We start from the raw sequence: 21,110 nt of genomic DNA, 5'->3' as shown, positions 1-21,110 counted from the left end.
TAAACATCAACTCAAAATATCGGCTATCTCTTCAAAGCCTTTTTCGCGGGCCAGATCAGCAGGGAGTTTGCCGCCTTCCATCCGGGTAAAAACCTCAGCGCCACTTTCCAACAGTAAAATGATCAGCTCCAGGTTGCCGTTTTGCGCAGCCGAATGCAGAGGCGTAGCACCCGCTTGCTGCACCACGTTTACCTTGGCACCATTTTCAATAAGCATCCGGGCTATTTCGGTATAGTTTCCGGCAGCTGCCGAATGGATAGGGAATACGTTGAAACCGTTGTTTGACTGCAAATTAACACTTGCACCTTTCAACACCAGGTATCTGGCCACATCAAACTGCCCAAAATAACAGGCCAGGCCAAGAGCGGTAAAGCCATCATCGGCATAATCATCAAGCGAGTTAGGGTTGATACCAACCAAGTGGGCAACCTTATCAAATTTACCGGCGGCGGCAGCTTCAAATAAACTAACATCGCTCACATAACTTAACAACAAGTTAGTAACCTCAGGCTTTTTATAATAGCACGAAAGCATAAGCGGCGACACCTTAAGGCTCGTTTTTTGGGTAGCCAGTGCCCGGTCGCGACCGAGCAGGGTGTTAATACTATCTAAATCGGCTGATGCAATGTATTCTTCCAGTCTTTCTATGCTCATTACTTAGTTAAGTAAAGCGTTTACTATTACGCAGCTGTTGTACGTGCTTTGTTAAAGTTACGTTTTATGTTACAGGTAAATGCAGTTTTTCAATTATACTAAAAAATTAAAAATGTTACCAATAAGTTATATAATCTGTTAACTTTATATTCATTCGGCCTGTAATTTTTGGCAGGTTAACGAATCTTATATAAAATATTTACCCGGTGTAACAGCAAAGTTTACATAGGTGAAATTTTACGTAAGTTTGCACATAAACGATTGTTACATCAGGATGCCGGCAAAAGGAAACCAGTTTAGATCAAATAATTTCAAGGGAGAAAATCAGCCACGCCAAAGCGGCAAGGCCGAACAGGAACGGGCGAAAGGCAGGAAATTACCTAAACTGCCCAGTTTTGACTTTGACTATGAAAACGCCAAGGCTGTTAAAATAGCGGGGTTGTTTTCGCTGTTATTATCTGTTTTTTTTCTCATCGCTTTTACATCGTACCTGTTTACATGGCAAGAAGATCAAAGCTATATTTCTAAAACAAACGGAGGCTGGCATAACCTGTCAACAGGCACTACAGTTCATGAAATTGCCGACCTGAGCGATCCTACCATAAGGGCTCAAAACTGGCTGGGCAAGTTTGGCGCTTTGCTGTCAAACCAGTTCATTTATGAGTGGTTTGGTGTGGCTTCATTCCTGTTTATTTTTATATTTTTCGTTGTTGGATATCGCCTGCTTTTTAAAGCAAGATTATTTTCTATCCGTAAAACACTGGCCTATTCGTTATTCAGCATTGTTTTTATTTCTGTAGCTATAGCTTACTTTCACTCATTTATAATTGATTATCCGCACTATCTTGAGGGCGGCTTTGGCTTTTGGAGTAATCGCTTGCTTGCAGCACAAATAGGCGAAGCCGGCACCGGCGGTCTGCTGGTGTTTTTAGCCCTTACCGTACTGGTAATAGCTTATAATATAGATTTTAAAATACCGCAGCGCCAAAAACGTACGGTTACGGCTATGGAGGTTGATGAGATAGCTCCCGAACCGGTTGAACTGATAGACGAAGAACCATCTACGCCGCTTGAGTGGCCGCGGGGCAATAACAATATCCGTGAAACCCATGTAAGCCACATTATGCCCGAACCAATGGTGCGGGAACCATTAAGGCAGGAGCCGTTGAGGCCGGATCCATTACGCCAGCCGCCCATGGAGCAAACGCCATCGTTTCATGAACCCGTGGTTTTACGTCCCGAAAATACCATTAAACATGAACCTGAAGAAGAGGAAGAGATTCCCCTTACTATCGATACCAGCAGACCCCTGCCCGAGCTAAGCGTTGAACAAGCCGATGAAGCAAAGAAGGATGATCTGCTAAGTAAATTTGGCGTTTATGACCATAAGCTTGATCTTGCCTCATATAAATTACCACATATCGAGTTGTTGGAAAACCACGGTTCAAACAAGATTTCGGTTAATGCCGAAGAGCTGGAAGCCAACAAAAACAAGATTGTTGAAACGCTGAACCACTATAACATTGAGATTGATAAGATCAAGGCAACTATCGGCCCAACAGTTACCTTATACGAGATCATTCCAGCTCCCGGTGTACGTATCAGCAAGATCAAGAACCTGGAAGATGATATCGCATTAAGCTTAGCCGCTTTGGGTATCCGTATCATTGCCCCTATGCCGGGCAAGGGTACCATCGGTATTGAAGTGCCTAACCAGAACCCTGAAATGGTTTCGATGCGCTCAATCCTATCGACAGAAAAATACCAAAATACTACGATGGATCTGCCTATCGCCTTAGGCAAAACTATCTCCAATGAAGTATTTATTGCGGATTTGGCCAAGATGCCCCACTTACTGGTTGCCGGTGCTACCGGCCAGGGTAAATCGGTTGGTATTAACGCCATCCTGGTATCGTTACTTTATAAAAAACACCCCGCCGAACTCAAGTTTGTACTGGTTGACCCTAAAAAGGTGGAGCTTACTTTGTTCCGTAAGATAGAAAGGCACTTTTTAGCTAAACTGCCTGATGACGGCGATGCGATCATTACCGATACTAAGAAAGTGGTTAATACCCTTAATTCGCTTTGTATTGAGATGGACCAGCGTTATGACCTGCTGAAAGATGCACAGGTACGTAACCTGAAAGAATATAACGCCAAATTTGTAAACCGTAAGATCAGCGATCCGGAAAAACATCGTTACCTGCCTTTCATTGTACTGGTGATTGACGAGTTTGCCGATTTAATGATGACCGCCGGTAAAGAAGTAGAAATGCCCATTGCCCGTATTGCGCAGCTGGCCCGTGCGGTGGGGATCCATTTGGTTATTGCCACGCAGCGTCCTTCTGTAAATATCATAACGGGTACTATTAAAGCCAACTTCCCGTCGAGGCTGGCATTCCGGGTATTGTCGAAGATCGACTCACGTACTATCCTTGATGCCGGTGGCGCCGATCAGCTGATTGGCCGCGGGGATATGTTGTTCTCAACAGGCAGCGATCTGATCCGTTTGCAGTGCGCCTTTGTAGATACTCCCGAGGTTGAAGCCATATCAGATTTTATCGGCAACCAGAAGGGCTACCCATCGGCCATGTACTTACCGGAATATGTTGGAGAGGGCGAAGCGAGCAGTGGAGCCAAAGAATACGATCCTGATGACCGCGACCCGATGTTTGAGGAAGCTGCCCGCCTTATTGTACTGCATCAGCAGGGGTCAACATCGCTTATTCAGCGTAAAATGAAACTGGGTTATAACCGCGCAGGACGTATTATTGACCAGTTAGAGGCAGCCGGCATTGTAGGTCCGTTTGAAGGCAGTAAAGCCCGTGATGTGCTATATCCCGACGAGTACAGCCTTGAGCGCTACCTGGAAACACTGCAAAAACCAATTAAAGATTAAACCAAGCAAAATTTAATTACTCTAATCCGATAACTATTAATGACAATAGTTGTTGTTGAATAAAACTGAATGAAAAAGATCATAGCATATACCATTTTAGCAATAAGTACGTACAGCACCGCTTTTGCACAAAAAGACAGCCAGGCAAAAGCTATTTTAAATGAGGTAAGCCAAAAATACCGTTCATACGACGTCATTAAAACCGACTTTACCTTTAGCCTTAACAACCAACAGGCCAATATTAAAGAAACACAAACCGGCACATTGATATCGAGGGCAAAAACCGGTAAATACCGGGTTACGCTTTATAGCGCAGCCGCAAAACCCGAAGTAGACAAAGAGATACTGAGCGACGGTAAAAACCAGTGGACATACCTTAAAAAAGATAAAGAAGTACAGGTAAGCGACGCCGACAAAAGCGGCGATGGATTAAACAACCCGGCCCAGATCTTCACTATGTATGAAAAAGGTTTTAAATACCTATACACCGGCGAACAAAAGATAGCAGGCAAAGTTTATCAAAACATAGAGCTTACACCCGAAGATGATAAAAAAGCCATTTTTAAGGTGAAGCTTACTATCGATAAAGTAAAAAAACAACTCTACAGCGCTTTATTGTTTGATAAAAACGGCAACAGGTATACTTATACTGTACGTACCTTTACGCCCAATGTACCTGCACCCGACGCTACTTTTGCCTGGGATGCCAAAGGCCACCCCGGTGTTGAATTGGTAGATTTGAGGTAGGCTTTTTTAGATGTGAGATTTGAGATATTTTAAAGCGGGAGGTAAACCTCCCGCTTTTTTAATTAAAGCCGTGCCCGGCTTATTTGCTACAAGTAAAAAGATAAAAACATTATAATTGGATAAAGCTTTAACACCTAATGAAATCATGTCATTGCGAGGAGCGAAGCGAAGGAATGAGCCTGGGCGCGACGTGGCAATCGCATACTATACAGGGCTGATTTGCTTCCGTGCGATTGCTTCGTACCTCGCAATGACATTTTTTTGCCTTTACTGTTCGAAGTTTTTATTGGAGTTTCAATCCATTAATCTTCCCTAAAACAACCTCCACCCTTTCCTCAACAGCAGTATCCCCTTCAATAATCAACAAAGGCGTTTTAAGATTATTCATCCAGTTTTTGTGCGAATGCAAACTCCGGCTGTTGGTAATAAGCTCATCATAGCCCCGCGCCCAATCAATAAACTCATTATAAAGCCGGTTTCGCTCTTTATCTATATAGATAATGTCACCATAACGTTGATGTTCCCTGTCCCTTAGGCGTTGAAGCCTTAGTTCTTGTGGAATATATAAAAATACCGACAGGTCAAACTGCCAGTTATTATTCCAGTTAATAACGGAACCGCCAAGGATCCAATTCTCATTACCGGCCATTTCTTTGTTGATTAAAGTATTTCTTTCTTCAGGAGGTCTCCGCTCAGTAAAAGGAGGATCGGAAGGAAACCAGAAATAATGATCGCTGTCGAAATATGGATAGCTAAGCTTTTCACTTAAAGCCTTCCCGAGCGTGGTTACTCCCGAGCCTGAAGCACCGAAGATGTTGATATGCATAAATAGATTGTTAAAATAGTTCGGCAGGATTAATTGACAGAAATTCCTGCCAGCTTAAACCTTGCTTTCCGATCAGCAATATCTTATTGGGATTAAACTGTTTTTGAAACTCTTTCATCCCCGTTGTTTCCTTATCATTATTACTCTTCACCTCAAGCGCAATAACTTTACCCCGGCGTTCCAGAACAAAATCAACTTCATCATTTCCGCTTCGCCAATAATATACTTTAAACCCCTCAGTTAAGGCAAAGTTAATTAAATGAGCGCCAACCGATGATTCAACAATACGTCCCCAATTTGCAGGGCTGGCAACAATTTCATTAAACATCTCGTTGCTTTGAGCGCTGATCAGCGCAGTATTGTGTACCTGGAATTTGGGGCTCGATGAGCGCTTGCGGATAATATCGGCAGCATATTTTTCAATCCCTCCCAACAAGCCCGCTGTATCCAACAATGTTAAATAATGAGACAAGGTGGTGGTATTTCCCGCATCTAATAGTTGGCCCTGAAGTTTTGTGTACGAAAGTATCTGGCCGGAATAAAGACAACCTAATTCGAACAGCCTTTTCATTAATGCAGGTTTATCAACCCTAGTAAGCATCAAAATATCTTTAGATATGCTGGTTTCAATTAATGAATTATTAATATAATTCTTCCAGCGCTCTTCATCACCAATTAATGAGGCTGATCCAGGATAGCCACCAAACCAGGCAAACTGATCTGCATTCCACCCAAAGGCATCGCGCATCTCGGTAAACGACCAATGGCTGATATAGGTACTTTCAAAACGCCCTGCAAGCGATTCGGTAAGCCCTTGCTGCAATAACAACCGTGATGAGCCTAATAATATGACCTTAAGATTCCTGTCATCACGCGTATCCTTATCCCATAAACGCTTAACAATTTCGCTCCAGTTACTTATCTTTTGAATTTCGTCTATAATCAGCAAAAATTCCTTTGCATCTTGCTGATCCATTTTTACCCGTACGCTTTCCCACAGTTGATCAACCCAAACTGAGTTAGAGGCTGAGATAGCATCTGCAGACTCAAAAACATATGGCACATCCGTTTTTTTCAATAACTGCCCGACAAGTGTAGTTTTCCCTACCTGCCGGGGGCCCATTATTACCTGAATAAAGCGGCGGGGTTCCTTAATTCTTTTTATAAAGGATTGGAGATAAGACCTTTCATACATAAAATTAATTTTACTCAATACACTGAGTAAAATTACTCAATGTATTGAGTAATTCAAAGATATTTAGATTTTACTCTACATTTCCCGCTTTAACCCGCCGTTCCATCACCTCTTTCCATGTAGTTAAAATAAAGCCCTTTTGTTTAAGATAGGCTTTCAGCCGCGGATCGGTCATAGCCAGCAGGTCGCCTTTTCGCTTCTGGCCTTCATTACATATATTTTTAAACTGCGGCGATGGCTGCGTGCAGTGCATCAGCACCATAGTTAACCCGGGCGAAAAGCGATCAAAATTTTCGATATAGTGGTCGGTATACCATTTTTGCAATTCTTTATCGGTAGCTTTTTCAATATCAGGCATTACCCAGTCATAGCTCGAGTTATCAAGATCATCCAATACAGGCAAACCACCTTTCCACACCAGTTCGCCAAGTTCCCTCACTTTGTTCAGTTCTGCCGGTTCGGGGATAGTCATGCCTTCGGTGTATTTACCGTCTTTTTTAAGCTGTGCTATTGTTGCATTTTTTGCTTCGGCCCGATAAAACAAGTCTTCTCCACCGGGCAGCATTACGGGAATCTTCTTTTCGATACCCAGGTTAATATATTTTTCGAGGAAAGCGGGTTTTGCAAACAGTGTTCCCATATGTGAGTCGAGATGTGTTGGCGTAAAGCCCATGGTTAAGGCACGGTCAAGCTGGGCTCGGATTTCCTTATCAATCTCATCGGCAGTAGCATGGAAATAAACGGCGACCACTCCCGGCCAGAACGCACCCTCTTTATCCACCAGCCCCGGAACCGTAGCTTTGCCGGCCAGCGGACCCCAGCGGTAATTTTGCCATTCGGAGGTGAGGGTTAAATGCAACCCGGCATCAATGCCCGGATGTTGATCCATATAATGTTTAAAATCGGGTACCCAGGGACAGGGCATCATCACACTGGTTGATGTGGCTACACCATCGCCAATAGCTTTCTCCACCCCCTCGTTTGATTCGTGCGACATGCCGGCATCATCAACATGCAGGATAATTACACGTGCACCTTTTGGCCAGCCAAGTTTTTCGGCATAGGTTTTGGTTTGCTGGGCACAAACGGTAATGCCGAAAACAATACCGGCAACGGTAAGCAGTAAGTTCTTCATCCGGATAATTTTAGGATATAAAAGGTAGTTAAAAATAGAAATTTAATTACCAAATGTGACATGCAAATGCCAATTTAAGCCCTGCAAATACACCCATTTTTACTACTTTTGAAATTAATGCTTCCCGCAACTAACCATACGCTCGAGAAACTGGAAATGCTGCTAAAAACGGCCGGTTACAAGGTGCGTTATGAAAAGGGCAACTTTAAAACCGGTGCCTGCCTGCTGCTTAACAGTAAAATGATCGTGGTGAACCGTTTCTCCAACCTGGAAAGCAAGATCCTTGCCCTGGTTGAGCTATTGCGCGAACTTGAGGTAGATTACAAGCTGCTTGATGATAAACAGATTGCATTTTTGCAGGAAATTAAACAAACCAAACTGCAGCTGTGACCATAACATTTTTAGGAACCGGAACGTCGCAGGGGGTACCTGTTATTGCGTGTAACTGCGAGGTTTGCCTCTCAACAGATAAGCATGACAAGCGCCTGCGCAGTTCAATTTTAATTGAATCTGAAGATAAGGTCATTGCCATTGATTCGGGGCCCGATTTCAGGTATCAGATGCTCCGCGCCAATGTGCAACATTTGGATGCTATAGTTTTCACCCACGAGCATAAAGATCATGTTGCCGGGATGGACGATATCCGTGCGTTTAACTACAAGCAAAACGTACCTATGGATATTTATGCAGATGAAAGGGTACAAAAAGCGCTGGCGCGTGAATTTCCTTACATTTTTGATGGTACAGGATACCCGGGTGTTCCCCAGGTAAATATGCATACCATTGGATTTGATCCTTTTAATATTGGGAATGTTAAACTTACCCCTATAGAGGTTTTTCATTACAGGCTGCCTATAAAAGGTTTCAGGGTTAAGGATTTTACGTATATCACCGACGCGAAAACAATCCCGGATGCCGAAAAGGAAAAGATAAAAGGCACCAGAAAATTAGTGATAAACGCCCTGCAAAAAGAAACCCATATCTCCCACTTTACGCTTGAAGAGGCTATTGCTTTTGCCAACGATATTGGGGCCGAAACCACTTACTTCACGCATATAAGCCACAGGTTGGGCAAACATGCAGACGTATCTAAAGAGTTACCTCCTGGTATCGAACTGGCTTATGACGGCCTGAAATTAACAATTTAATGTTGTTATAAATCCGTCGCTTCTTTTTCTTCGTAGTTACGAAAATAAAATAGCCCCTAATTTTATTTCTATATGGAGTATCTTGTATTTATCAGCACCGCTAAAAAGTTGATGAGCGATGATGAACTATTGGATTTGCTGCAATCAGCAAGGTTAAAAAACACCGAAAACAATATTACCGGAATGCTTCTTTATGGCGAAGGCACTTTCATGCAGGTACTTGAAGGCGAAAAAGAAGATTTGCAAAGAGTTTACAATTACATTCAAGCTGATAAAAGGCATCGCAATATCATTGTGATGTTAACCGGAATGCTTAATGAGCGGATTTTTTCTAAATGGTCTATGTCTTTCGCATCAGTAAACGCAGATGTACTTGAAATGATAGAAGGTTATTCAAACCCGGCAAACATGACTTTCACCAATGATACTATCAATCACCCCACAGTTACCATGATTAAAACGTTTGCCGATAGTAACAGGCTTTCGACGCCGGCCCTTACGCTGTTTAATTAATTATTCAAGTGGCAAACGATTTTATGCATAAACTCATATATCCGTTTTTGTATATAAATCTCCGTATATTAACCGTGTAATTGACCCTAATTTCATGGAATATCTTGTTTATGTAAGCACCGCAAAAAAATTAATGAGCGATGCTGAATTATTGGATCTGCTACAAACAGCGCGAATAAAAAACGCAAAGTACAATGTTACAGGCATGCTCCTTTACAGTGAAGGTACCTTTATACAAGCGCTTGAGGGCGAAAAAGAAGATCTTTACACCATCTACAAAGCTATTGAACTCGATTTTCGCCATCGCAACATTATCCTGATGATAACCGGAAGTGTTGAAGAAAGAATCTTCCCTAAATGGTCTATGACTTTTGCATCGGTAAATGCAGATGTACTGGAATTAATAGAAGGCTATTTAAATCCTTCGGCCAAAAATTTCATTGGCGACAATAACCACGCTACTATTGTTATGCTCAAAACTTTTGCCGAAACCAACAGGCTGTCATTATCATTTTAAAATTCAATTATCTAAGCCACGACCGGCCCGATAGTGTTTTAAGATAAGAATGCTGTGCGCTGGTTATAGGCTCATCTCCAATTGTCTGTTCATAGAGGCTTTTTACGTATCCGAGTCTTTTGCTTTATTTTGATTAATGATCCCTCCTTCATCCGATTTGTAAGAGCATAGGGATTACAATTCAATAAAACTCACCCTGTCAATAGTACCCTTATACTGCTTTAAATGTCCTTTATCACTGGCATCAACCACTCCCCTGATAGTTACTTTACGCTTATTCATTTGGGTAAACTGACCATCGTTATAAGTGAACAAACCAATATGCGTACCCGGCAGATAAAGCGGACAATCCTGGCTAAAATCAACCCATATGGCATTATGCAGATCATGATTTGAGAAAAGACTGTCATTAAAAAGCGCCGACTGCTCGTTCCCCTCTTTGTATTTGCCGCTCACCTCCACGTACTGCTTATCGTATTTTTCAATATGATTAATGAGCTCGGTAAAAGAAACCTTCTGATAGTCTTTGGAAACATTACAATCGCTTTGAAAGATCTTTTTTTGTTTGGCGCATGCCCCAAGCAAAACAAACAACGGCAAAATCCGGAGCAGATTCTTGATATGGATAAAAGCCGCAGTCATATAAATCAGGAATGTTTAAGATAGCGAAAATATCTGTCGTTAAACCTTATAACAGATATTTTACAGCGAGGTTACAGCTACTGTGTTTAAAGCAGGATTTATCTTTGCTAAAACGTTTAGGCATCTTGTTTATTAGCTTTATGCTGTTATTTTTGTACATCAACATTAACCTGAATTAACCTCCCATGAAATTAAAACTGATAGGCACCTTACTCCTATTATCAGCATTTGGCGTACAAGCCCAGCAAAAAGTTATTCAGCTGTATCCCGGCGCAGCCCCGGGTTCCGAAAACTGGACCTGGACAGAAGGCGAAAGTGACAACAATGCTTTTAACACCAAAGTTGTTTACAACGTTACCCACCCTTCCCTCAGCGTTTTCCTACCCGATTCGGCAATTAACACCGGCACTGCGGTAGTTATTTGTCCGGGTGGCGGTTTCCATACGCTATCTATTAACAGCGAAGGTTATGATGTAGCCAAATGGCTCAATAAACAAGGTGTTACCTGCTTTGTATTGAAATACCGGCTGGCACATAGTTTAACCAACGACCCGGTAAAAGAACTGATGGGCAAAATGAGCCAGAAAGACTTTCCGAAACAGATAGGGCCCATCATTCCGCTGGCCGTTGCCGACGCACGCGCGGCACTGGCTTATGTACGTGAACATGCTACAGAATACCATCTTTCCCCGCAGCGCATCGGGATCATGGGCTTTTCGGCAGGTGGCACCCTGGCCGGTGCAGCCGCGTTTAACTATACCGCCGCTAACAAACCTGATTTTGACGCACCTGTTTATGCATATGTACCGCCCGAACTACTTTCAAAGGTACCAGATGATGCGCCTCCAATGTTCATTGCCGCTGCTACAGATGATCAGCTTGGCCTTGCACCGCATAGCGTGGAGCTTTATAACAAATGGCTTACATCAAAGCATAGTGCCGAACTGCATATGTACGCAAAAGGTGGTCATGGTTTCGGGATGCGCAAGCAAAATCTCCCAACCGACAACTGGATTGAGCGTTTTAATGACTGGCTGGAATTAAAAGGCCTATTGAAGCCCGTTGATCCCCAATTAAAATCGGCTAAAGAAAGGACAGAGCAATGGGAGGCTTACCATAAGCAATGGGAAGATTCGTTCCATAAAGACTGGGCAAATATGGGCCGTTTCAAGGCTGATAACGATAAAATAAAAGCGTCGGCCCCGAACCCTAAGAGTGTAGTTTACATGGGCGATTCCATTACCGATTTCTGGCTTAACAGGGATTCAACGTTTTGGAGCGGTAAGCCATATTACGACCGCGGTATCAGCGGGCAAACCACTACCCAAATGCTAGTACGTTTCCGCGAAGATGTGATCGATCTGAAACCGGGTGCAGTAGTGATCCTGGCTGGGGTTAATGATATTGCTCAAAATAATGGCCCTATAGCTATTGAAGATATCTTTGGTAATATTCAATCAATGGCCTTGCTGGCTAAAGCCGCCAATATTAAGGTGGTGCTATGTTCGGTATTGCCTGCTTACGCTTTCCCATGGCGTCCCGGTATGGAGCCTGCCCAGAAAGTGATCCAGCTTAATGCCATGATCAAAGCTTTTGCCGATGCCAATAAAATGGTTTATGTAGATTACCACAGCGCCATGGCCGATGAGCGAAAAGGTTTGCCGAAAAACCTTGCCGCCGATGGTGTACACCCAACTGTTGAAGGGTACAGGATCATGGGGCCATTGGTGGAAAAAGGGATTGCGGAGGCATTGAAGAGGAAGTAAAATAAAAAATATGTCATTGCGAGGAGGAACGACGAAGCAATCGCACGGAGGCCAGGCCACTCTGTATAGCGTGCGATTGCCACGTCGCGCCCAGGCTCATGCCCATTTCTCGCTCCTCGCAATGACATAGTTTATAAGGTACTCAAGCGCCTACTTATTCACCTCCCTCAACACATTCCTGATAAAGATCCCTGCGGGGGTTAGGTTAGCTTCTGTCCAGCCACCATAAACCGGGGCATTGTGTTGCAGCAGGGCGGTGGTTTCGTGTTTATCGGTTACGTTCCAGTTAGTCCAGCTTAGCTTATTGTCTTCCATCCATTTGAGCCAGGTTTGGGTTTTCTGAAGGTTAAACTTACCGTCGCCATTGGCTTCCCCTACTCCCCACTCTGTAATGATCAATGGTAGCTTTAATGCTATGGCTTTATCAGCTTTTGCACGTAATGCTTCCTGGTGATATGGGTCGCTGGCATAAAAATGGAAAGAATAGGCTATGTTGTTGTAGTCCTTTATCTGGTCGGCAGCGGCAATGTCTACATCCTGGTCCCAGTGAGGACTCCCCACTACAATGATATTATCCTTATCATATTTCCGGATTTCGGGGATTATCTGCAGCGCATAATCTTTTATCGTTTTCCAATCAGTTTTTTCGGGTTCATTCCAGACTTCGTAGATCACATTAGGCACGCCGGCATACTTTTTAGCCATTTGCCCAAAAAACTCTTTCGACTGGCTAACATGCTGGTTTGAATGATGATCGTGCCAGTCTATCAATACATAAATCCCGCTCCTGATAGCCTGATCAACCACCTTAACAATTAGTTCTTTTTGCTGTTCGGGCTGTTGCAGGTAACCGCTATCGGGCTGCACGCCCATCGATGCACGAATAATCGAGGCTTTAAAATCATCAGTCAGCCAGCTTACCACACCGGGGTTATAATATTTACGTCCCTGCCAAAGCGACCACGAAAGGCTAATCCCCCGCAACCGGGGAGCGGAGCCATGTTCGTTCACGAGTACACCGTTTTCAACCTTCAACTTACCGTTTTGAGTTACAGGCGTTTGGGCTGATACAGAATAACTAAATGCAACCAATAATAAAAGCGCTATAAGGACCTTCATCTGTTATTAAATTAAACGGCAAGCAATTTATAGCTACGTCATTGGTTTTATAGCAACATGTAAAAATCTGATTAGATAATGGTAAAAACGGCCAAAGTTTATCAACGGTTATTATTCAGGTAATGCATTTTATGTACACTCGCGCATTATTGTTTCAGCGTGAAAAAGTAAAACCAATACCTTCTTTTAAAAATGTTGATGTTTTTAATTTTGTAAATCAGATATTGGGACTTAAATACAACGGCAAAGTTAATGGCACCGATCAGCTTGCCGATGAAATCCTCAAAAAAATAAAAACATCCTATGAAAAACGCATTCAGGCTCCTGATCATCATATTATCGCCACTGGCTTTACATGCCCAAAACCCAGCCGTTGTAAAACAGCAGGCAACCCTAATGGCGCAAAGCATGACTAAAGGCGATTATAAAAGTATAGTTAATTACACCTATCCCAAAGCTGTACAAATGGCCGGTGGCAAAGAAAAAATGACAGCCATGATAAGCGCGGCCATGCAGCAAATGAAAGCTGCAGGCATCAGTTTTGAAAGTATTACGGTAGGTACCCCGGGTAAATTTTATAAAGCAGGAAAAGAAACCCACTGCCTGCTGCCCGAAACTATTATTATGACAAGTACCAAAGGCCGTATGGCAATGCATAGTAACCTGCTGGCAGTTAGTGGAGATGGTGGCAAAAGCTGGTCGTTCCTGGATATGAATAATTCAACTGCCGATAAGGTGCAGCAGCTGATCCCAAACTTTAATCCTGCCTTAAAAATCCCACCGGCTACTACCGAACCTTTACAATAATAGCGAGGTTTGGGCTGTTGGCTTATTATCGTCTCTTTGGATAAATTGAGGGCGCATTAATTGCGTGCCCAACGCCTTGTTTAATTCTTCAACCACATAATCGGCCAGTTCGGGCGAATAACGTTCATCGTGCTGGTGCATAAAAAACCATACCGATTTTAAGCCTTGATCTTTCCAGTTTTTGATTCGATCTACCCATTCATCAACACGGGCATAATCTGTTGGGTGCAGGCTGTTGCCTACAAAACGGATAAAAGCGTGTGGCGTAGGTAAAGCCATATGCACCACATCCCGGCGACCGCTGGCATCAGTTATGATAGAGCCAATGTTTAATTCACGGAAAAGATTAAATACCCTGTCGCGGTTTTCGGCAACAGCAAACCAATCTTTATGGCGCAGTTCAACAAATACCGGGATATCTTTTGGCAATTGTTCAAGATAGGCCTTAAGCTCCGGGAAACTTTTTGGTGTATAATTATCGCTTAGCTGTAAAAACAAGGGGCCAAGCTTATCGCCAAAAGCCAGGACACCTTCATAATAGGCAGTAGTAATATCCTCCGCATTTTTTAACCGGCGAATATGGCTGATGCTTTGCGAAAACTTAGGACAAAATTTAAAACCGGGATTACTATCGGCCTTAGCCTTCCATTTAGCAACGGTATCAGGGCCGTAAACATTATAAAAAGTAGCATTAAGCTCAATACAATCAAAATGCTTAACGTATTCATCCAAAAAATTAGCGTCTTTAGTTTTTGGCGGATAGATCTTACCAACCCATTCCTTGCGCCCCCACTTAGCGCAGCCAACATGCACCTGCAGGGGCATATCGCTTTTTGCGGCGGCAAGGGTATCAACAGTTATCTGCGGATCGGCCGGCAAGGTAAAATCAACCCTTGCTAACTCTTCATCTGTAACTCTACCAAATTCCATATTCCTTTTTTGCAGGAAAGATAGTGATTTGGTTGGATTAGTGAATGGTTGATTGGGTGAGTAGTTGGAATGCTGTCTAATGGTTTATTAGGTGAATAGTTGAAAAAGCTAATAAGAGTTAAGACAACCACTCACTTAATCAACTCAATCAACCACTCACCTAAAAACACAACCATTCACCAACTACAAGAACATCCCACCCGAGGCTTCAATACGCTGAGCGTTGATCCAGCGGGCATCCTCCGTGCATAAAAATGCTACCACACCGCCTATATCATCCGGTTGGCCTACCCTACCTAAAGCGGTAAATTGCGACATCCTTTCTTCCAAACCCGGATGCGAGTCGAATGCAGCTTTAGTAAAGTCGGTTTGAATAATACCCGGGGCTACAACGTTTGCGGCTATACCGCGGCTACCCAATTCTTTTGCAAGATACTTGGTGAATACCTCAATAGCTCCTTTCATTGACGCATAAGCGGCATATCCCGGAGTTGAAAAACGGGCCAGCCCGGTCGAAAAATTAATGATCCGGCCACCATCAGCAATTACAGGTAAACTCTTCTGCGTTAAAAAGTAAACGCCTTTAAAATGCACGTTAAACAGGTTATCAAAATCCTCTTCAGTAGTTTGTGCAAATGGCGAAGCAGCATCAATACCAGCATTATTGATCAGGAAATCAAAGGTATCCCGGCCCCATTTTTCGTTGAGGGTTGCTTTTAACGTTGTGATGAAAGTATCAAATGTAGATACGATACCGGTATCCAACTGTAAAGCAGCGGCCTTTTGGCCCATCGATTCTATTTCTGCAACAACAGCTTCTGCTTCTTCTTTTTTACTGCGGTAAGTAACTATCACGTCGATTCCTTTTTTAGCAAGGTGCAGGGCGGCGTTTTTACCTAATCCACGGCTGCCGCCGGTTATAAGTGCTATTTTATTTGTTCCCATTGTGTTGTTTTTAAATGTTTTAACAATACAAAGGTGCGATAGTTCGGCGCTAAAATTATGGTGACTACTTCAGATTAAATGGTGACCGTTTCAGTTTTTTTATTCGAGGATCAACGGTAAAAACAACTGGTGTATCGACTCACCCCGACATCGCTGCGCTCGTCACCCCTCTCTATGCTGCGCATAAAGAGGGTATTCTATTCTTTTATTTATCCTTCCCTCTTTCCGTCGAAGGCGAAGAGAGGGTGGTCCGGCGAAGCGCAGACCGGGTGAGTCAACTATACGACATATCATTTCAGCCATTGTATTTTCATGGGCTATCCTCTCTCAAAAAGAGACGCAACACCACAATCATAAATTTATCTCCCTAAAAATCAACCACAAACAAATAAAAATCAAATTAAACTACTTAAACTATAGGAATTATATAATTTATTTTTACATTTGCACTGTCAACAACGACAAAGCGTTCTTTATATAACTTATCAAGAAAGACTGAGGGAAAGGCCCAAAGACGTCTTAGCAACCTGTACATCCGCATAATGTAAAAGGTGCTAATTCCTGCTCCTGTGCAAAACGGGAGAGAGATAATTATATCTACACCCCACAAACGATCTGATTAAGTGATTTTTTTCTATAGCTTTTAAGTCGCGTGACCGAGAGGATAGGTGGGGGTCCGCAATACCCTAAACGGCAGTTCGAATCTGCCCGCGACATCAAATTTTCCAAATAGTTCTTCATCTCATATTTCCTGAATCTGCTTTTGCTGAAATCAAGCTGCACAAAAACTATTTTTCGCTCTTTAAAAAGTGCAAACTAAATCCCTATATTTAGCATTGCTTAACCTGCATTTAAGCGCCAAAACCAGTGTAAATTATTGCAATTGCTTTTTACTTATGAAAATCTTCAACATTGTATGGGTTGTACTTTTTATCATTTTTGCGGGTTTACAATATAACGATCCCGACCCATACCTTTGGATGCCCATTTACCTGTATTGCGCCTGGTTTTGCTATCTGGCTGCTAAAAAAGAATTTTACCCTATTGGTTACGCAGTTGGCATTGCCGTTTTTACAGGTTACGCCATTTACAAAATATTTGACAACAACGGCCTTATCGACTGGTTTGAATACCACCACGCAGAAAGCCTTGTACAAACCATGAAAGCCGAAAAGCCCTGGGTTGAAGAAGTACGCGAGTTTTTTGGCTTACTGATTTGCGTGGCTGTGCTTGCAGCTAATTGGGTTTATGGTGTAAAGCAAAATAAAAAAGCACCGGTTAAGAAAGGGAAAAAGTAAGTAGATATGAATTATAAGAAGTTTGTAAACCACCGTCATTGCGAGGAACGAAGCAATCGCACGGAAGCAAAGCCGCTTTGTATAGTTCGCGATTGCTTCGTTCCTCGCAATGACGATTTATAGATATTATTTCTCCAAAAACTTGTCAGATTTTATTGATTTCGCTTTTATTCGGCTGCTCTACAAATACGACAATCCCTTAAACTCTCCATCACCATAATAAAACGGCTCAAAGCTATCTTCAGCAAGTTCACAACTTACCTGCATGGTTGTAAAGGTAACATCGCCAAAAATATTGGCAATGGCCGAGTCGGCAGCGTCATGCCCTGTAGCAATTTTGATAAGGCCATTTAAAGGCACAAGGCGTGTTGCATCAAAAAGGATCCATTTGCCCCCCAGATAGGCCTCAAAACAGGCATGAAAATCGGCGGGCTTAAGATGGTAGGCATAACCTGTAAAATAGCGGGCGGGTATGGTCAAGGCCCTGCAAAGGGCTATACCCAGGTGAGCAAAATCACGGCAAACGCCGGCCTGCTCTGTCACCGTATCAAAAGCCGATGTTTGCGAATTGGTTGAACCGCTTAAATATTGTACATTTTTATTGATCCAGTTAGTTAATTCAACTACCTGTTCAAAAGGGTTAGTAATATGCCCGAACATGTTATGCGCAAGGCGGTATAACTTATCCGACTGACAATAGCGGCTCGGGTTAAGATAAGGCAGCACCGGCGAAGGCAATTCAGAAACGTGGGTTTCCTGCAAATGACCAAAATCTGTTATCTCATAGCAATTGTCAATGGTAGCTTTGTAGGTAACTTTAACGTTGGGGGTATCAGCACTTACATCAAAACGCACCAAACGGTTTTCGCCCTGCAGGGTTTGCAATTCTTCAAACTTGATATAGGGTTGTAAACCAAACTCTTCGCTTATTACAGTTTGGTTTGGGCTCCGTAATGCATGTATATTTAAAATCAATGTGCCCGGCGACCGTACTACATATTCCATTTGGGAAAACACATCGAATTTCATACTATCAGCTTTCTGTTTTTATTTCTTCCAATTTATTAAATGTGGCATCCATCCAGTCTTCTGAAATATGGTCAAGTGCCAGTTTCAGTTCTTCGGCCCATTGGGTTGAGATATATTCCAGATCTTGTTTGTTATAACGCTGCTCAACTATATTAAAACTATCCCTTTTATAAACAGCAACATCTATCGGAAAATCAACATTATTTGAACTTACCCGTGTTGAGTCGAACGAAAGAAAACCTGTTTTTAATGCCAGTTTTAAGCTTGAATTTTCATCGAGGATCCTGTTAAGGATAGCTTTACCGTGGCCCGAATTACCTATAACCACATATGGTGCCCCCTGCCCTAACTCAACCCAGTTTCCTTCGGGATAAAGCAAAAAAAGTTTATGCTCATCATCATCACGCAATTGCCCGCCTATAATGGTATTCAAATCAAACCTTAAGCCCGAAGCGTCAAGAGATTCCTTATCTTCCTGGGCAGCGCGCTTCACCTGCTCACCAAATGCATTCACAGCTTTGTACATTTTATTGAACTCGGCTGTTTCCAGCAATTCGTTAAAATATATTACCGCCTTATCACGTACCGACCGCAAACCACTGGTCATGATAAACAGCGAAAAATGATCCTTCTGTTCAATCGTGATCTTCTTTTTTACAGTGGTATCCGTTCCCGAAGTTATGCGGGTATCGGCAATAGCCAATAAACCCTCCTTAACTTTAATTCCAAGGCAATAAGTCATCTGATTAGCGTATTTCGTTATAAATTAATACTTGCCAAAGTAATTAAATAATGCGAGATTTATTGACACAACCACTTATTTACCTATACATCTTTTTAAGACCTAATCATTTTTTTATTACATCAAATGAGTTTCAAATCAGCGCTCCCCACTTTGCTGTTGTTTTTAACCCTAAACTTTGCCCAGGCGCAAAAACACAGCCCTATTCCTGTTATTTTTGATACAGATATCGCCGGCGACTATGACGATGTTGGTGCCATGGCATTATTGCACGCCTTCGCCGATAAGGGTGAAGCCAAAATACTGGCAACCATATCATGCAATGCATTTGAAACCACCGCGCCAACCATCAGCGTAATCAACACTTATTTTGGCAGACCTGAGATTCCCATAGGTATTGTAAAAAAAGATAAGCCCAATAAGGACTGTTCACAACGATGGGCACAAGCTATTATTGCCGGATATCCGCACAAAATCAAATCAAATAGCCAGGCAGTTGAGGCAGTAGCCCTTTACCGTAAGATCCTCGCAAGCCAGGCCGATGCCAGCGTGACCATTATTTCGGTTGGATTTTTCACCAACCTGGCCGGTCTGTTACATTCGGGAGCCGATAAATACAGCCGCTTAACCGGCGAACAACTGGTGAAACAAAAGGTAAAAAACCTGGTATCCATGGCAACAGGAATTGGTGCTGACGGCAAAACCTTCAGCGAATACAATGTAAATGTAGATGCAGCCTCGGCACAGGAAGTATTTAAGAACTGGCCTACGCCTATAACACTCAGCGGCTTTGAAATAGGCGAAAAAATCCTGACAGGAATCAAGCTGACCAACAATTATTCGATACAAAACAGTCCGATAAAAGATGCGTTTCAGATTGCACTCGAAAAAGACAAAAATACTGTTGGCCGCAACAGCTGGGACGAAACTGCAGTATTAACAGCTATCAGAGGGGCAAAACCTTATTTTACTTATCGTAAACTCAACATGGAAATAAAGGACGACGGCACCGACGTAGTAATACCGGGCGAGAAATTTTTATACCTCCAATTTGCCATGAAACCTGATGCTATTGCAAAAGATATTGAACAACTCATGATGCACCAGCCCATTAAAAAAGCAATGAAGTAAGTACCACTAAAATACCAACTACTTGGTATTGAATTTCCAGCCGATTGATGCCATCTTAGTTTCATCATGAATAAACCAATTAAAATCCAGGTTTCCATTTTTTGTGAGCCTTGCATCATCTGCGGCAGCAGGCCTGTTATTGCACAGGCTAAAGGTAAATTTATTGTAAGATGCAGTGCCAATGCTGATCATTATCAAACGCCGCCCGGCTTGGTTGATATAGCCAACTGGAATAAGCACAACCACCGCGACGCCGATATCGGCCCCGGAACGAGGCATCTTAAACAAGGCTGATCATTTGAAGTATCGGGTTACTACGTAGCCGATTGCTTCCTTAATATATGTACTCCAGCCCGCCAAAGCGCCGGCATTGGGAAGAAAATCGTCGAAAGAAACAGCGAACCTGCGGCTGGTAAAATTACATGGATATGCAACCACGTCAATCCCCTGCTTTTTAAATATCATTAGTGAACGGCGCATGTGGAATGCCGATGTAACCAACAGATAAGGCCCCTTAAGTTTATGTTGCTTCAATAGTTCTTTTGAAAATGCGGCATTTTCAATGGTATTGCGTGATTTTGATTCGCTCAGTACACAACTATCCGGCACCTGCATTTCCCTGTACTGTTCTCTAACCCAATCAGCCTCTCTAAAACCCGAAGGCATCAAAAGCCCGTTGCCTCCCGATACAAGAAGATAACGAGCCTGGCCTGTTTTCTGTAACCTAACTCCCTGTATAAACCTATCGGCAGCAGAGTTAAAGAAACCGCCGCCATTCCCATCGTCCGAACTAAAACCACCCAATACTATGGCACAGGTATACTTTTTACCAGCGGGCATGGTAGTTTCCCTGATATCCCAGCACCAGCTAACCAAGTTAAGTAACAGCGAATTAGAGAAGATATAAAGCACAATAATACTCGTAAGCAAAAATTTTCGTTTACGTTTTACGTTCTTTGAAAAAAGAGCTATCAGTAAAAAAGCGAACACCCATAAAAGCAGGTTCATTAAAAATGAAAGTACTTTTGAAAATATAAAAAACATATTGTGATTATAATGTTTAAGTA

The 21,110-nt window shown here is 42.7% G+C and carries 22 protein-coding genes, 1 pseudogene and 1 riboswitch; of the genes and pseudogenes, 11 read left to right on the top strand and 12 right to left on the bottom strand.

The genetic code is table 11. The annotated features are described in order from the left end of the window. Positions 1-6: 6 nt before the first annotated feature. A complete protein-coding gene (locus tag BMX50_RS18155) occupies positions 7-654 on the bottom strand; it encodes an ankyrin repeat domain-containing protein (RefSeq protein WP_091211971.1) in 648 nt (215 codons plus the stop codon). A gap of 274 nt (positions 655-928) precedes the next feature. Between BMX50_RS18155 and BMX50_RS18150 the strand changes: the two genes are divergently transcribed. Together BMX50_RS18150 and BMX50_RS18145 are read left to right on the top strand one after the other, a co-directional pair. After that, complete coding sequence (locus BMX50_RS18150) at positions 929-3,553, top strand: FtsK/SpoIIIE family DNA translocase (RefSeq protein WP_091211970.1); 2,625 nt, start codon at positions 929-931, stop codon at positions 3,551-3,553. 69 nt (positions 3,554-3,622) lie between these two features. Further along, positions 3,623-4,300: an outer membrane lipoprotein periplasmic chaperone LolA1 gene (locus BMX50_RS18145; RefSeq protein ID WP_091211969.1), complete on the top strand. Its 678-nt coding sequence runs from the start codon at positions 3,623-3,625 to the stop codon at positions 4,298-4,300. Between the two features lie 283 nt (positions 4,301-4,583). Here the strand turns inward: BMX50_RS18145 and BMX50_RS18140 are convergent, their stop codons facing one another. From BMX50_RS18140 to BMX50_RS18130, 3 genes are all read right to left on the bottom strand, one after another. Next, positions 4,584-5,126 carry an AAA family ATPase gene (locus BMX50_RS18140; protein WP_091211968.1) on the bottom strand — a complete coding sequence of 181 codons (543 nt, stop codon included), beginning with the start codon at positions 5,124-5,126 and terminating at the stop codon, positions 4,584-4,586. 10 nt (positions 5,127-5,136) lie between these two features. Beyond that, a complete protein-coding gene (locus tag BMX50_RS18135) occupies positions 5,137-6,249 on the bottom strand; it encodes an ATP-binding protein (protein ID WP_244281034.1) in 1,113 nt (370 codons plus the stop codon). A 142-nt stretch (positions 6,250-6,391) separates the two neighbouring features. Further along, positions 6,392-7,456 carry a polysaccharide deacetylase family protein gene (locus BMX50_RS18130; protein WP_091211966.1) on the bottom strand — a complete coding sequence of 355 codons (1,065 nt, stop codon included), beginning with the start codon at positions 7,454-7,456 and terminating at the stop codon, positions 6,392-6,394. Positions 7,457-7,573: 117 nt separating this feature from the next. Between BMX50_RS18130 and BMX50_RS18125 the strand changes: the two genes are divergently transcribed. The 4 genes from BMX50_RS18125 (at position 7,574) to BMX50_RS18110 (ending at position 9,634) form a co-directional block, all read left to right on the top strand. Continuing rightward, positions 7,574-7,846 (top strand): hypothetical protein, encoded by a 273-nt coding sequence (locus tag BMX50_RS18125; protein ID WP_091211965.1) that lies wholly within the window; start codon positions 7,574-7,576, stop codon positions 7,844-7,846. After that, on the top strand, positions 7,843-8,604 hold the full coding sequence (locus BMX50_RS18120) for an MBL fold metallo-hydrolase (RefSeq protein ID WP_091211964.1): 762 nt from the start codon (positions 7,843-7,845) through the stop codon (positions 8,602-8,604). Before BMX50_RS18125 ends, BMX50_RS18120 begins: the two co-directional genes overlap by 4 nt. Before the next feature lie 72 nt (positions 8,605-8,676). Continuing rightward, positions 8,677-9,117, top strand: coding sequence for a BLUF domain-containing protein (locus BMX50_RS18115; RefSeq protein WP_091211963.1), 441 nt, complete (start codon positions 8,677-8,679; stop codon positions 9,115-9,117). 94 nt (positions 9,118-9,211) lie between these two features. Further along, the gene (locus BMX50_RS18110; protein ID WP_091211962.1) at positions 9,212-9,634 is read left to right on the top strand and encodes a BLUF domain-containing protein; all 423 of its coding nucleotides are present in this window, start codon (positions 9,212-9,214) and stop codon (positions 9,632-9,634) included. A gap of 7 nt (positions 9,635-9,641) precedes the next feature. Here BMX50_RS18110 and BMX50_RS35215 read toward each other — a convergent pair. After that, positions 9,642-9,719, bottom strand: a pseudogene (locus tag BMX50_RS35215) (DUF3072 domain-containing protein); the annotation flags it as partial. A gap of 89 nt (positions 9,720-9,808) precedes the next feature. Continuing rightward, on the bottom strand, positions 9,809-10,276 hold the full coding sequence (locus BMX50_RS18100; RefSeq protein WP_091211961.1) for a hypothetical protein: 468 nt from the start codon (positions 10,274-10,276) through the stop codon (positions 9,809-9,811). A gap of 185 nt (positions 10,277-10,461) precedes the next feature. Between BMX50_RS18100 and BMX50_RS18095 the strand changes: the two genes are divergently transcribed. Continuing rightward, positions 10,462-12,042 carry a GDSL-type esterase/lipase family protein gene (locus tag BMX50_RS18095; protein ID WP_091211960.1) on the top strand — a complete coding sequence of 527 codons (1,581 nt, stop codon included), beginning with the start codon at positions 10,462-10,464 and terminating at the stop codon, positions 12,040-12,042. Positions 12,043-12,192: 150 nt separating this feature from the next. Here BMX50_RS18095 and BMX50_RS18090 read toward each other — a convergent pair whose 3' ends face one another. Beyond that, a complete protein-coding gene (locus BMX50_RS18090) occupies positions 12,193-13,161 on the bottom strand; it encodes a glycoside hydrolase family 5 protein (protein WP_091211959.1) in 969 nt (322 codons plus the stop codon). A 303-nt stretch (positions 13,162-13,464) separates the two neighbouring features. Between BMX50_RS18090 and BMX50_RS18080 the strand changes: the two genes are divergently transcribed. Then, a complete protein-coding gene (locus BMX50_RS18080) occupies positions 13,465-13,968 on the top strand; it encodes a hypothetical protein (protein WP_143065210.1) in 504 nt (167 codons plus the stop codon). On the opposite strand, the gene BMX50_RS18075 is transcribed toward BMX50_RS18080, so the two are convergent. Beyond that, entirely contained in the window at positions 13,960-14,898 is a 939-nt protein-coding gene (locus BMX50_RS18075) for a DUF72 domain-containing protein (RefSeq protein WP_091211956.1), read from the bottom strand. The two genes, BMX50_RS18080 and BMX50_RS18075, sit on opposite strands and share 9 nt — an antisense overlap. A 183-nt stretch (positions 14,899-15,081) precedes the next feature. Then, positions 15,082-15,843, bottom strand: a complete 762-nt coding sequence (locus BMX50_RS18070) for an SDR family oxidoreductase (RefSeq protein WP_091211955.1) — start codon at positions 15,841-15,843, stop codon at positions 15,082-15,084. A 479-nt stretch (positions 15,844-16,322) separates the two neighbouring features. Next, positions 16,323-16,437: riboswitch (SAM riboswitch) on the top strand. A gap of 302 nt (positions 16,438-16,739) precedes the next feature. Between BMX50_RS18070 and BMX50_RS18065 the strand changes: the two genes are divergently transcribed. Continuing rightward, positions 16,740-17,141: a transmembrane 220 family protein gene (locus BMX50_RS18065; RefSeq protein ID WP_091211954.1), complete on the top strand. Its 402-nt coding sequence runs from the start codon at positions 16,740-16,742 to the stop codon at positions 17,139-17,141. Between the two features lie 180 nt (positions 17,142-17,321). On the opposite strand, the gene BMX50_RS18060 is transcribed toward BMX50_RS18065, so the two are convergent. Beyond that, on the bottom strand, positions 17,322-18,170 hold the full coding sequence (locus BMX50_RS18060) for a transglutaminase-like domain-containing protein (RefSeq protein ID WP_091211953.1): 849 nt from the start codon (positions 18,168-18,170) through the stop codon (positions 17,322-17,324). Positions 18,171-18,174: 4 nt separating this feature from the next. Further along, the gene (locus tag BMX50_RS18055) at positions 18,175-18,912 is read right to left on the bottom strand and encodes a proteasome-type protease (protein ID WP_091211952.1); all 738 of its coding nucleotides are present in this window, start codon (positions 18,910-18,912) and stop codon (positions 18,175-18,177) included. A 126-nt stretch (positions 18,913-19,038) separates the two neighbouring features. Between BMX50_RS18055 and BMX50_RS18050 the strand changes: the two genes are divergently transcribed. Next, positions 19,039-20,043 carry a nucleoside hydrolase gene (locus tag BMX50_RS18050; protein WP_091211951.1) on the top strand — a complete coding sequence of 335 codons (1,005 nt, stop codon included), beginning with the start codon at positions 19,039-19,041 and terminating at the stop codon, positions 20,041-20,043. A gap of 66 nt (positions 20,044-20,109) precedes the next feature. Beyond that, positions 20,110-20,337 (top strand): hypothetical protein, encoded by a 228-nt coding sequence (locus BMX50_RS34315; RefSeq protein WP_143065209.1) that lies wholly within the window; start codon positions 20,110-20,112, stop codon positions 20,335-20,337. Here the strand turns inward: BMX50_RS34315 and BMX50_RS18040 are convergent, their stop codons facing one another. Beyond that, the gene (locus BMX50_RS18040; protein WP_091211949.1) at positions 20,338-21,087 is read right to left on the bottom strand and encodes a YdcF family protein; all 750 of its coding nucleotides are present in this window, start codon (positions 21,085-21,087) and stop codon (positions 20,338-20,340) included. Positions 21,088-21,110 lie beyond the last annotated feature (23 nt).

This window comes from Mucilaginibacter gossypiicola, from assembly GCF_900110105.1.
Classification (GTDB): Bacteria; Bacteroidota; Bacteroidia; order Sphingobacteriales; family Sphingobacteriaceae; genus Mucilaginibacter; species Mucilaginibacter gossypiicola.
Note: the sequence above shows the minus strand (reverse complement) of the source record. Positions and strands in the feature narration are given on the sequence as shown.